Genomic DNA, 12512 nt, shown 5'->3' on the forward strand with positions numbered 1-12512 from the left:
TCGTTATAATGGATTTATCAAAAAGAAAGGATGGTGTTCTTTATGAGCATTTTGCAAACGACTGAACTAAAAAAATATTATGGCGCAAAACCGAACATTACCAAAGCCTTGGATGGTGTGACCCTCTCCATTGAAAAGGGCGAATTTGTTGCCATCGTAGGGACCTCCGGCAGCGGTAAATCTACACTGCTGAATATGATTGGTGGATTGGATGTGCCGACCTCTGGCAAGGTTATTGTGGATGGACGTGAACTCTCAACATTGAAAGATGAGCAGCTTACCATCTTCCGTAGGAGAAAGATTGGCTTCATCTTCCAGAACTACAATCTGGTTCCGGTGCTGAATGTCTATGAAAACATCGTGCTGCCTGTGGAGCTGGACGGAAACAAGGTGGACAAGACGTTTATGAACGAAGTTGTTCAGATGCTGGGGCTGGAGGATAAGCTGAACAATATGCCCAATAACCTCTCCGGCGGTCAGCAGCAGCGCGTAGCCATTGCCCGCGCCTTGGTGTCAAAGCCCTCTATTGTTTTGGCTGATGAACCCACCGGCAACCTGGACAGCAAGACCAGCGCCGATGTGCTGGGGCTTTTGAAAACCACAAGTCAGAAATTCCACCAAACCATCGTGATGATTACTCATAATAATGAGATTGCCCAGCTTGCCGACCGTATCATTCGAATTGAGGATGGCAAGATCGTGCAATAAAGGGGGCGGGACTATGAATGACATTCTATTTGGCAATAATAACACAAAAACCATCAAGCGGCTATCTAAACAATATTTCAAAAAGAATAAGGTTCGTAATCTGGCAGCGATTCTTGCGATCGTTCTGACAGCATTTTTGTTTACATCCATCACTTCACTGGTATTTAACATGGTATCCTCCATGCAGCTCTCTATGCAGATGCAGAAAGGCAGTAAGGCAGATGGAACCTTTGGGTACATGACCGAGGAACAGTTTGAGCAACTGAAAAACAGTGATTTTGTGGAGCAGGCAGGTCATCGGCGGATGATTGGATATGCAAGCAACGCCCTGGGTCATTCTGTTGAATTAAACTATGCTGATAGCATACAGCAGGAACTTACATTCTGTGTGCCAACGCATGGTTCAGCACCGGAAAAGGCAAATGAAATTGCTACTACCGAACTGGCTTTAAAAGCCCTTGGTGTGGAACCGGAGATTGGAGCAGAAGTTCCTCTGGAATTTGAAATTCGGGGAAAAACCTACCATTATGATATGGTGCTTTCCGGTTGGTGGGAAGCAAGCAACGATATGGTCAGCGTGGCGGTTCTCTCAGAGCAGTTTGTAAAAGATAATCCGGATGTAGTGAAAAATACCCGCGCAGTGGACGGAGAAATCTCAGGGGTTACTTTTTCTGACGTTGTGCTGAAAGACAAGACGAACATTCAGGAGCAGATGGATAACTTTGTCTACTCTATTGGCGGCAATCCAAAGGATATGTCTGCTGATAACTTTATCCTCTCTGTTGAAAACCAGATGGGGAAAGCCATGATTTCTCCGGAGTCCATCTTATTTGCCGTAGTATTTGTGCTGATGTTTGTATTGTGCGGCTATTTGCTGATTTATAATATTTTTGATATTTCCGTTATGCAGGATGTTCGGCAATATGGCTTACTGCGGCTGATTGGTGCTTCTACGCGGCAAATTAAAAGCATCGTCAATCGGCAGGCGGTATGGCTGACCCTGATTGGGCTGCCTATTGGTTTAATTGCCGGGTTCTTTGCTGGCCGGGCGTTGCTTCCGGCAGTAATGGAAATTTTTAGCTATGAGTATTCTACGACAAGTTTGCAGACATCGACCTCCCCCGTGTTATTTATTATAGCTGCCTTGTTTACGATTCTGACGGTATTTATCAGTACCCGCAAACCAGCCAAAAAGGCCGCAAAAGTATCTCCCATGGAGGCGATCCGCTATACGGAGCAGGATGATTATAAAAAGAAAACCGTTACACGAACCAGAGGTGCAAAACTCTCCCATATGGCATTTTCCAACTTGGGACGCAATAGACGCCGCTGTGTATTCATCGTTGTTTCTATGCTTTTGTGTATCGTTCTGTTCAACTCTATGATTATTGTGACACAGAGCATGGATGAAGAAAAGTGGATTACCCGCACAACGAAAACAGATTTTACCGTCTATAATTCGATTGCAGTCAATGCTTTGGAAGGCTTTCGACATCACGAAGATGCACTTCCACAGCAAGTGGTAGATATGATCCGTGAGCAGGACGGTCTGGAAGAAGAACGGTATCTTTATCGCAATACCGCAGATGACAGTAACGTGCTGGTTGATTATGGTTTTGAGGGACTGGAGTGTACTTCAACCTATGAAGATCAGGACGGTAGCCTCCGCAAAGCCTTTGGAAATTATAATATGAAGACTGCCCCGGATGCAGAAAATCTTTTCTTTGGAAATGTTTTTGGCGCTTCCGAACATTTTTGGGCGGATATGATGATTTATGATGGAGAAACAGATCCTAATGTACTGAAACAAAAAATGCTAACTGGAGAATATGTCATTATTGGAGAAGGGTTGGACCGACTGAGTGGTGGTCCGAAAAGTACGCCCCTGACAGAACAGTTACAGATTGGCGACAGTATTTCTTTTTACAGGGATGGCGAGTTAGTCAAAACCTGCACAATTCTTGCAAAAGCCTGTACCGTTGGAACTGAGGACGAAACGCCGTCAACAACTACGGCTATGAGGAATATTGGTGGCGATGCGCCCTTTGTGTATTTGCCGGACACTCTGTTCAAACAGATTTACACGACTCCAACTCTGCTGAGTTATGGATTTAATATGGATGATTCCTTACAGCCGCAAATGGAGGAATTTTTGAGCAGTTATGTTGAAAAAAACCCCTCTGTTACCTATACCTCAACAAAATTACTGAAAGAACAATTAAATTCTGTTGCAAGTATGGTTCTGGTTGTAGGCAGTCTGATTGGCTGTATCATGGCTTTAGTAGGACTGATTAACTTTACAAATATGATTATCACCAATATTATCACCCGCCGCCATGAGTTTGCGACTATGCAGAGTATCGGTATGACAAATCGCCAGCTTCAAAGGCTGATGGTTTATGAAGGCGTCTACTATGCCGCTGGTGCAGACATCATTGGTGGAGTGGTTGCGCTGCTGCTTGCTGTGACGGTGCTGGAAAATGTCTTGAACTCGCCATCTATGTGGTTCTTCACTATGAATATCACATTGGTTCCTGTTCTGGTCATTGGTGTGCTTTATCTGCTGCTGGCTGCGGTTATTCCGCTGATCGTTCTCCGCTTCTTTAACAAGGGAACTGTGGTGGAACGATTGAGGACCTCGGAATAAGAGTAATTTTCTTAATAACCATGTAAAAAACAAATCAAAAAGGTACTTGATATTGCGCTTCATTGCTTTTATCAAGTACCTTTTTTCATGCAGTATCATATAAGCGTGGATTCGTTATCTTTGGTGTGGTATCTTTAACTATGGGAAACTCCAGTTTCCCAGTTGGATATCGTCTGCCTCGAAACCATAATCTTCTCAGCAGCCTGATCCTGGGTTAACCCGGCTCCGTTTCTCGCTTCCTTTATCTTATTACCAATCTCCATATTCTTCCTCTTTTACCTCCTTTATCAATCACTCTGAGTTCTCTATCTGAGCAAATGCTAACACCCATATCACATCTTTTCCATCAAAAGGCTTTGTCCTTGCCCCGGATACAGTGTAAAAATCCTTTTACATACCTTACCATCCCGTCTCTCAGCATTCAACATAAAAATGCCACCCGGTAACAGACCTTCTGAGGTACACCTCATTTGCGATCTGTTACCGGGTGGTATTTAAAATATATAGTATTGATCATCTTAAGCAGAATCTACACCGCATGCCTGGCTTCCATGCAGTGCAGCCCAGATATTACGCTCTGATCTCTATTCCAAGCTTTCCAAGCTCCTTGAGAATCTTGGCAATGATTCCATCGACCTCTGACGTCTCAAGTGTTCTATCCTTAGCACGGAATGTCATTGTGTAAGCCACCGACTTCTTGCCCTTTGCGATCTGCTCGCCCTCGTATACATCGAAAAGTTTGTAGCTCTCAAGCAGCTTGCCGCCACATTTCTTTATGACTTCCTCTATCTGTCCGACAAATATTTCCTTGTCCACAACAAGACTCAGATCTCTTGTACTTCCAGGGAACTTTGCAATTCCTTCATACTTGATGTCGAAGCTTGACAGCATAACCAGTGTAGGCATATCTATAACTGCAACATATACCTCGCCCTTAAGGTTGTAGTTGTCACATACCTCAGGATGTACCTGTCCGATAAATCCAATTGTCAGGTTGCCCTTCTTGAGCTTTGCCTGACGGCCCGGATGAAGGAATGTGTACTCTGACTCAGGCTCGTATGTCACCTGTCCCTTGAGACCAACCTTGTCTGTAAGCTCCTCGAGAACTCCCTTGAGATCAAAGAAATCTCCCTGACCATACATACCGATAGTCAGCTTCATTCTCTCCTCTGGAAGCTCTGTGAGTGGAAGTGACTTTGGAAGGTATACATTTCCGAACTCATAAAGTCTTGCGATCTTGTTCTTTCTATTATAATTTGTTGCCAGTGATGTGAGAACACCGTTCAGTGATACAGTTCTCATGATACTGAAGTCCTCACCGAGAGGATTTGCTATTGTAACGGTCTTTCTAAACTCGCTGTCAGCAGGCAGAAGCAGCTTGTCAAATACCTTAGGGCTCTCGAATGAGTAGCACATACCGCCAGAGAAACCATTTGCCTCAAGGACATCCCTTGCGATGGCATTGATCATCTGGTCGTATGGGAGCTTACCAACTGTTGCCTCACCTCTTGGAAGTGATACAGGAATGTTGTCGTATCCGTAGAATCTTGCAACCTCCTCTGCCAGATCTGCCATGCAGTTCAGATCCTGTCTGAAGCTTGGCACATCCAGTGTGTTTGTCTCTGAATCGTATGTGAGTCCAAGTCTGCCGAAGTAGTACAGCATCTTCTCAGGCTCAACATCTGTTCCGAGAAGCGCATTCATCTTGTCTGGCTCAAATGGGAGCTTCTTGTCCTGTACAGGATTTGGATATACATCGACAGCTCCGCCGACTACCTCACCTGCGCCCATCTCCTCGATGAGCTGACACGCTCTGTCTATTGCCTCCATAGCAAGATTTGGATCAAGTCCCTTTGTGAACTTGGCTGCCGCATCAGTTGCAAGACCGATCCTTCTGGATGAAAGTCTGATATTTGTTCCATCAAAGCAGGCTGCCTCAAAGAGCAGTGTATCGATACTGTCTGTTACCATGGAATTCTCGCCGCCCATGATTCCGGCGATACCGATCTCCTTTTCACCGTCACAGATCATCAGAACGTCATGGTCGAGCTTTCTCTCCTGTCCATCAAGTGTTACAAATGTATCTCCGTCATTTGCACGGCGGACAACGATCTTGTTGCCGGCTATGGTGCTGAGATCATATGCGTGCATTGGCTGTCCGTACTCTTCCATAACGTAGTTTGTTATATCGACAAGGTTGTTGATCGAACGGATTCCCTGTGAAGCAAGTCTCTGCTGCATCCACTTTGGTGAAGGTCCGATCTTCAGGTTCTTGACAACCCTTGCTGTGTATCTAGGGCAGAGGTCAGGATCCTTTACCTCTACTGATATATAGTCATTGACATCCTCGTCATTTCCTGTCTTTGTTACCACTGGTGGGTAAAATGGCTTGTCAAATGTAGCTGCTGCCTCTCTTGCCATACCGATCATTGAGAAACAATCAACTCTGTTGGATGTGATCTCGTATTCGACAACAACATCGTCAAGTCCAAGTGCCTTCACAGCGTCATCGCCTGGCTTCACACCTGACTCCACCGGGAATACATACACGCCATCCTCCGGTGCTTCCGGATAGAAGTCTCGTGATGAACCAAGCTCCTCTATACCGCACATCATACCATTTGACTCAACTCCTCTGAGCTTACCTTTCTTGATCTTGATTCCGTCAGGGTACTCATTGTTGTCGCCGTGTGCTGCCGCAACCTTACCACCGTCAAGTACAAGTGGGATGAGATCATCAACCTTTACATTCTTTGCTCCGGTCACTATCTGGAGAGGCTCTGCCTGTCCCACGTCTACCTGACACACTACAAGCTTGTCCGCATCTGGATGCTTCTCCATAGTGAGAATCTTGCCGACAACGATCTTGTCAAGATTCTTATCCTTCTGTTCATAACCCTCTACATGTGATCCTGAGAGAGTCATGGCATCTACAAACTCCTGAGCTGTCACGTCCAGATCAGGAACATATGCCTTTATCCATGATATAGGTGTATTCATCTTACAAATCTCCTTTATAAATCTATTCCAATGTCAATATTCTGTTGAATGCGTCCATCTCTAAAACTGGTCTAAGAATCTCATATCGTTCTCGTAGAGCAGTCTCATGTCATCTATCTCATACTTGAGAAGTGTTACTCTCTCAAGACCGATTCCAAATGCAAATCCTGAATATACCTCAGGGTCTATTCCACAGTCGCGGAGAACCTTTGGATGAACCATACCACAGCCAAGGATCTCTATCCAGCCGCTGCCCTTACATACTCGGCATCCCTTGCCGCCGCACTTGAAGCATGTGATATCACACTCTGCTGAAGGCTCTGTGAATGGGAAGTGGTGAGGTCTGAACTTTACCTTTGTGTTCTCACCGAAGAACTCCTTTGCCCACTGCGCCAGTGTTCCCTTGAGGTCTGCCATGGTGATTCCCTTGTCTATCACAAGTCCCTCTACCTGATGGAATGATGGTGAATGTGTTGCATCTACCTCATCAGCTCTGAATACTCGTCCAGGTGAGAGGATTCTTATAGGAAGATTGCCCTTCTCCATGATTCTTGCCTGAACAGGTGATGTCTGTGTACGAAGGAGGATATCCTTTGTAACATAGAATGTATCCTGCTCATCCTTTGCAGGGTGATTTGCAGGGATGTTCAGCAGTTCGAAGTTGTACTTGTCGTACTCTACCTCTGGTCCCTCAACTATCTCGTAACCCATACCGATGAATACTCTCTCCAGATCTTCAAGTGCTATCTGGTTTGGATGTCTGTGTCCTGTAAGCTTCTTCACTCCTGGAAGAGTTACATCTATTGTCTCTCTCTTCATCTTCTCTGCACGGAGTGCTCTGTTGATGGCCTTTGTCTTCTCGTCAAGGGCTGTCTCGATGGCCTGACGTGCCTCATTTACCATCTGACCTACCTTTGGTCTGTCCTCCGGTGCTACATCCTTCATGCTTTTGAGAACCTGTGTGAGTTCTCCCTTCTTACCGAGTATCGCCACCTTCACATCGTTAAGTGTTGATACAACCTCTGCGCTCTCGATCTTGGCAAGAGCCTCTGCCTTTATGGCCTCCAACTTGTCTCTCATCGTGTTTCTCCTTTTTCTATTTATAGGGATTTCAATGTGGATCCTATATTAATTACTTCCATATATAAGTCACGGAATTGCTCGCCTACGGCTTCCGCAATTCCTACAGTAATTTGCGCTCCGCCCTATCGGGCTATGCGCTCATTCCTCTTTTTGGCGTTTACCGGGATTGCTCCGCACTGCGCGCTCTCTCAATCCCTGCACGGCATTCACACTCCGCCCTCCCGGGCTCCGTGTTTCATGTCGCGCGCGGGTGACAAATGTCTGCTGATGCATGCGAGCAAGCTCGCGCATCGCAGCCGCTTGTCACCCTGTAAACGCAAAAGTCCCTAGCATGTTATACATACTAGGGACGAATTATATCCGCGTTACCACCCTGATTCCAGACACTCTATGTATCTTGTCCATGTCTGACTCTCATTAGACGTTTGTCGCACGTCACACGCCACACCCTACACAGACCAACATCTGTCATCTGATAAAACAGATATCTTCAATCCTTCAGCCGTGGTGGCTCTGATGTGAAATTAAATACGCACTCTTACCTGACCGGGCTTTCAGCCGCTGACCTAGTCTCTCTGATGGCGACATACGTATCTTTTGCATCGTCACTGCCTGTAGAGATAATATACCTACATGTGGGTGTTAGTCAACATCTTTTTTGTCATACTGTCATGATCAACAACAATTCAATTTTCAGAAATATTATATAACTTGATTGTGAAAATAAACCTTACGAGTACCATACTCCTATTTAATCATCTTCCCGTTTCTTTTTCTTTATTTGTAAAGCAATTGATGCCAAAAGTAATATCCAGCCTATCAATAAGATTATATAAAACATCACCTTACCAAAATCTCCTTTTAAGATAAAATCGATTGCAAACAAACATGCACTAAGTACTAACAGAAGTATAGCTTTTTTTTCTCTCATATATTTTCCCCTTTTTATATCAAAATCGCTTTATATCTTTCTCTCTTTATTTTCTTTGTATCTGCAAGTCTTCCTTTACTATTATACGTAAGTAAATAAATATCAAATCCATCTTTACTGCTATTTGTTACATATTTAAATCTATACCCCCAGTTTTCAATAGCAGCAGACCTAATATCAGTACTTCCATAGTTACTTATTATATCTGAAAGAAGCGTAGACAATGTATACCCTGTTGCTAGACTTGCTGTGACTGCCCCCTTAGTTACCAAAATATCAATTGCCACCCCAGCACCAAAAGTCACTATTACTTTAATCGTCTTTCCCCTATTATACCTTCTTATGGCATCTTTAGTCCATGTAAATTTGGTTGAATAAAGCGCATTACTAAAAGCAAAACAACTACTTGTATTTTTATATGAACCACTATGCGTCTCAATCGCAATATTCTTTAACTTGAATACACTCTACTTTTATTTCATTTATCTACTTCTACATCAACTTCTTCGTCCATCTTTAAATGCCGATTTTTTCGCATCCGCCTCTTCTCCGCACGCTTTTTCTTTCTCTCAAGTCGTCTCTTCTTACGCCCGGCCTTGTGCGCACGCCTTCTTATTCCCCGGATTCCATTATCCATGAATTTGTTGATCTCCGCGCCTATCAGCATGACGTACATACACATGTAAAGCCACAGCGCAAGCAATATCACACTTGCAAGGCTTCCATACATATATGTGTTGATTCCCACTATATTGATATAGCTCGATACGCCAAATGACAAAAGCATCCAGAGTATGGTCGTAAATGCAGCTCCCGGCACAGCGGTCTTGATCCTCACCCGCTCAACCGGCAGCGCCCAGTATGCCACTATCATAACTCCAAACAAAACCGTAGGGGCAAATGCTATCTTGACGATCGACAGGATATTCGCAACAGTATCCACCAGTTGGAATCTCTCCACTGAATCCAGACGCACCAGCATTTTTGACACAACTACATCGCCGAGGATATATATGACCATGACTGCCACCAGCATCACACAGAATATCAATGTATACAGAGTGTGTATCGCTCTTCTGAGGAAATAATTGACACTGTCCTCCTTGCCCGCCATGAAAGTAAGTCCGCGGCCTATAGCCATCGTTCCCTTTGATGCCGACCACACGGTGAGCAATATGGATGCTGTGGTGGCAAGCAGTGAGCTTTTGCTGTTGAAAATCTCTGCAAACATAAATTCAAAATTGGAGTTTATCTCCTCAGGAAACAGATCTCTGATTATCTCAAGTATCTGTGTCTCAGTGAATGGCAGATATTTGACAAATGTAAGCAGCGTCATCGCCAGTGGAAACAGTGACAGCAGCAGGAAAAAAGCAGACTGTGCCGCAAATGCCGCCACCTGATCCTTATTCATCTCTGCCATAAACAATCTGACTTTATGGTATATGAGCACTATGCGCTTCTTCAATTTCATAATTAGTGATTATCTCCGTTACTTCTCAACTGAACTGAGAACTGCTCCATTGTAATAATGGCTGATTATCTGTGCTGCAGTATATCCCAGCTTTGCCAGTTCATTTGCACCATTCTGACTCATTCCGACTCCATGTCCGTATCCGCCGCCCTTAAGTGTGTAGAGTCCTGTGTCATTATCCTTCTTTACATAGTAGAAATTACTTGGAACGCCTGTCCAGCCCGTGAGCTCTGATCCATCCTGCTCTGTTATAGCCTTGCCATCCGTGGCGAACAGAACTCGGATATTGCTCTGGCCGCTGACTACCACGCTTCCCTTGTCGCCTGTTATCGTAACTTCCTTCACAAGTCCACTGTCATCTCTTCCCGTCACCATTATTGACTTGATCTTGCCAACCGATGTCGCAGACACATCCGAGCATCTTGAAAGGCCGGTCTCAACCGCATTTCTCATCTCATCTTCTGTGTATGTAACCGTCCACCTGTACATAGGAAGATTTCTCTCAACCACATCTGTGTCCGTCTTGCCATCCATGAAATCCCTGAATGCCGCTTCATCGCTGAAATATGGGATGTCCAACGCCGTATTCTGAATACGTGTACAGGTATATGGCATGCTTCCGCCCCACACCTGGTCACTCGTGGTAGTCGTTCCGCACGATGTTGAGAAATATACAGCATTTATGATCTCTCCATTATATGTAGGTACAATTCCGGATGTGGACTGGACTGCATCTATGGAATTTCCCGTCTCAGGGAAGTTATTGTAGACCTGGCACGATGTTGTGTCATCAAGGTCTGCATTGTATCCCCTGTAGTTACTTCCAAGCTTTCTATATGCAAATCCTCTGGCGCAGATTGCCATAGCCTTGAGCGCCTCCGGGCTGTAGCTCGATGAAACCTCACTTGACACTACCCCATACAGATACTGTTCTATATCTACCTGATTGATGATCATGTATCCCGACGAATCCTTTGTTATCTCAAGGGCTCCGTGATACCTCGGGGTGCCGCTTGATTTGCTGAGACTCGATACTGTTATCATTCCATCCGAACTCTCAGGCTCAACTATGATGGATGAGGCCTTGTTGTCGCTGCCAAGTGATACAAATTCATCCGCCTTGTAGGTTTTCTTCTTGCCATCGCTCGTCACGTTAAATCCTGTACTGCAGGTAAATTCCACATAGCTCTGATAATAATCTCCGCCATTTGTCAGGATGACCCTGACACTGTTCTCCATACCGGATATAACGACTGACGATCCGCCATAGCCGCTGCCCCCGCTGGTTCTGTCGGTGCCGGACGAGCTGCTGCCTTTATCCTCTTTCTTCTTTGAAGCCACAGTTCCTGCTCCCTGAATTGTGTAGTCATACTCCGCGATCTCTGTACTGTCCGTGTCGGCTTCAACATATTGCTTCAGATCTCCCACCGGATCATCCGGAGCTTCTATAACTATGGTCTCCACTGAATTGCCATCGTTGTTATCATCAGTCTCTTCGCCTACTCTGTTTTTACCTGTTATCATCATATATCCGACAAAACATACCAGAATTATAGTTATGAAACTCACTATCTTAAAATTCTTATTGTATTTGATCTTCTGATACCATTTCTTCCTCTGATCTATTCGCATTCCCCTGTCTCCATTTCTCCGCAAATATATCCACATACAGAGAAAAAGCAGCATATATATGCTGCTTCTTCATCTTGTGTAATAAACTGAAATGCGCCCTTGCTTTTGAGTCCTAGCAGCGCTAGGTGGGCAACCGCAATTGTATATCTGCCTTCCACTAGAACTTATATAACGAGGCTTGACTTCAATAACAATGATATAGGAATCCCGTTTATTCAAATGTAGGTTCAAAATCACAAGAGACTTAATACATCTCAGCTATGAGCACATTATACCTTACCTTTACATCTCTTGCAAGAATTTTTCACGTGAACTTTAACCACTATAATTGACATTATATGCCTTCTTGAAATACCAATCTTACCTGTGTTAGAATGTAGATACTTATGGGAATTTATAATTATTTCCAAACATGAAAGGCAGGTGTTCACCAAATGGATAAAACCAGCTTACAAATGTTATTCGGCGTATTGCTCGGAGTATTTCTGCTTGCACTCATAGTCATGACTGTGGTGTATGTCAGAAGAAAGCTTGCCGATAAGCGCGAGGAGGCACTGAGAGATCTCAATCTCATGCAGGAAGAGGCTATCAGGGAGGAACAGAGCCAGAGCAAGGGGTACTGGATAAACCGTGATGACATCGAGGACGAGAATCAGGCTCATCTGCTCCGTTACTACCACTATTTCGATAATATCGATGAATGTATCCACGATCTCATAGTTGAGATGTATGACTGTGGATTTGTCAGGACAGAAGAGATATTTGTCGCAGCATACGGTGAGGAAGCACTCACACCTGATTCATTCATTTACATGACAGATGCTGACTGCGATCTGGAAAAGGCAAAGGCTGCACTTCCGCCTGTCAGTGAGAAGAGCCAGAAGATCATTTATGACCTCTGGTGCTCATATGTCGAAAAGCTTCTGGACACTGTTGAGATACACACAACCGATGCCAACAAAGATATAATCAAGGACGCACTTATGGTTTATGGCCGCAAAAAGATAACCATACTCCTGCGCAGTCCAGAATAAAATAAA

At 44.5% G+C, this 12512-nt stretch carries 10 protein-coding genes; 3 read left to right on the forward strand and 7 right to left on the reverse strand.

The annotated features are described in order from the left end of the window. Positions 1–42 precede the first annotated feature (42 nt). Together DXB91_RS02540 and DXB91_RS02545 are read left to right on the forward strand one after the other, a co-directional pair. Positions 43–708, forward strand: a complete 666-nt coding sequence (locus tag DXB91_RS02540; RefSeq protein WP_118016728.1) for an ABC transporter ATP-binding protein — start codon at positions 43–45, stop codon at positions 706–708. 13 nt (positions 709–721) lie between these two features. Continuing rightward, entirely contained in the window at positions 722–3355 is a 2634-nt protein-coding gene (locus DXB91_RS02545; RefSeq protein WP_055273581.1) for an ABC transporter permease, read from the forward strand. A 134-nt stretch (positions 3356–3489) separates the two neighbouring features. On the opposite strand, the gene DXB91_RS02550 is transcribed toward DXB91_RS02545, so the two are convergent. The 7 genes from DXB91_RS02550 to DXB91_RS02580 form a co-directional block, all read right to left on the reverse strand. Further along, entirely contained in the window at positions 3490–3618 is a 129-nt protein-coding gene (locus tag DXB91_RS02550; protein ID WP_004849786.1) for a helix-turn-helix transcriptional regulator, read from the reverse strand. A 307-nt stretch (positions 3619–3925) separates the two neighbouring features. Continuing rightward, positions 3926–6355 (reverse strand): phenylalanine--tRNA ligase subunit beta, encoded by a 2430-nt coding sequence (gene pheT / locus DXB91_RS02555; protein WP_118016729.1) that lies wholly within the window; start codon positions 6353–6355, stop codon positions 3926–3928. A gap of 60 nt (positions 6356–6415) precedes the next feature. Beyond that, positions 6416–7435 (reverse strand): phenylalanine--tRNA ligase subunit alpha, encoded by a 1020-nt coding sequence (gene pheS, locus DXB91_RS02560; RefSeq protein ID WP_055279821.1) that lies wholly within the window; start codon positions 7433–7435, stop codon positions 6416–6418. A gap of 754 nt (positions 7436–8189) precedes the next feature. Continuing rightward, positions 8190–8369 carry a hypothetical protein gene (locus DXB91_RS02565; RefSeq protein WP_015533216.1) on the reverse strand — a complete coding sequence of 60 codons (180 nt, stop codon included), beginning with the start codon at positions 8367–8369 and terminating at the stop codon, positions 8190–8192. Between the two features lie 14 nt (positions 8370–8383). Next, positions 8384–8656 (reverse strand): hypothetical protein, encoded by a 273-nt coding sequence (locus DXB91_RS02570; protein ID WP_147343966.1) that lies wholly within the window; start codon positions 8654–8656, stop codon positions 8384–8386. Between the two features lie 191 nt (positions 8657–8847). Next, positions 8848–9840, reverse strand: a complete 993-nt coding sequence (locus tag DXB91_RS02575; protein WP_118016731.1) for a YihY/virulence factor BrkB family protein — start codon at positions 9838–9840, stop codon at positions 8848–8850. An 18-nt stretch (positions 9841–9858) separates the two neighbouring features. Further along, the gene (locus DXB91_RS02580; protein WP_199413810.1) at positions 9859–11472 is read right to left on the reverse strand and encodes a SpoIID/LytB domain-containing protein; all 1614 of its coding nucleotides are present in this window, start codon (positions 11470–11472) and stop codon (positions 9859–9861) included. Positions 11473–11906: 434 nt separating this feature from the next. On the opposite strand from DXB91_RS02580, the gene DXB91_RS02585 reads away from it, so the two are divergent. Beyond that, positions 11907–12506, forward strand: coding sequence for a hypothetical protein (locus DXB91_RS02585; protein WP_243003493.1), 600 nt, complete (start codon positions 11907–11909; stop codon positions 12504–12506). The last annotated feature ends 6 nt before the right edge of the window (positions 12507–12512 follow it).

Source organism: Coprococcus sp. OM06-34AC, assembly GCF_003462545.1.
In the GTDB taxonomy this organism is placed as follows: Bacteria; Bacillota; Clostridia; order Lachnospirales; family Lachnospiraceae; genus Coprococcus; species Coprococcus aceti.

Excerpts from the sequence above, each read along its gene's own strand:
- DXB91_RS02550 (WP_004849786.1), bottom strand. The coding sequence starts at position 3,618 with ATGGAGATTGGTAATAAGATAAAGGAAGCGAGAAACGGAGCCGGGTTA.
- pheT (WP_118016729.1), bottom strand. The coding sequence starts at position 6,355 with ATGAATACACCTATATCATGGATAAAGGCATATGTTCCTGATCTGGAC.
- DXB91_RS02565 (WP_015533216.1), bottom strand. The coding sequence starts at position 8,369 with ATGAGAGAAAAAAAAGCTATACTTCTGTTAGTACTTAGTGCATGTTTG.
- DXB91_RS02540 (WP_118016728.1), top strand. The coding sequence starts at position 43 with ATGAGCATTTTGCAAACGACTGAACTAAAAAAATATTATGGCGCAAAA.
- pheS (WP_055279821.1), bottom strand. The coding sequence starts at position 7,435 with ATGAGAGACAAGTTGGAGGCCATAAAGGCAGAGGCTCTTGCCAAGATC.
- DXB91_RS02545 (WP_055273581.1), top strand. The coding sequence starts at position 722 with ATGAATGACATTCTATTTGGCAATAATAACACAAAAACCATCAAGCGG.
- DXB91_RS02575 (WP_118016731.1), bottom strand. The coding sequence starts at position 9,840 with ATGAAATTGAAGAAGCGCATAGTGCTCATATACCATAAAGTCAGATTG.
- DXB91_RS02580 (WP_199413810.1), bottom strand. The coding sequence starts at position 11,472 with ATGCGAATAGATCAGAGGAAGAAATGGTATCAGAAGATCAAATACAAT.
- DXB91_RS02585 (WP_243003493.1), top strand. The coding sequence starts at position 11,907 with ATGGATAAAACCAGCTTACAAATGTTATTCGGCGTATTGCTCGGAGTA.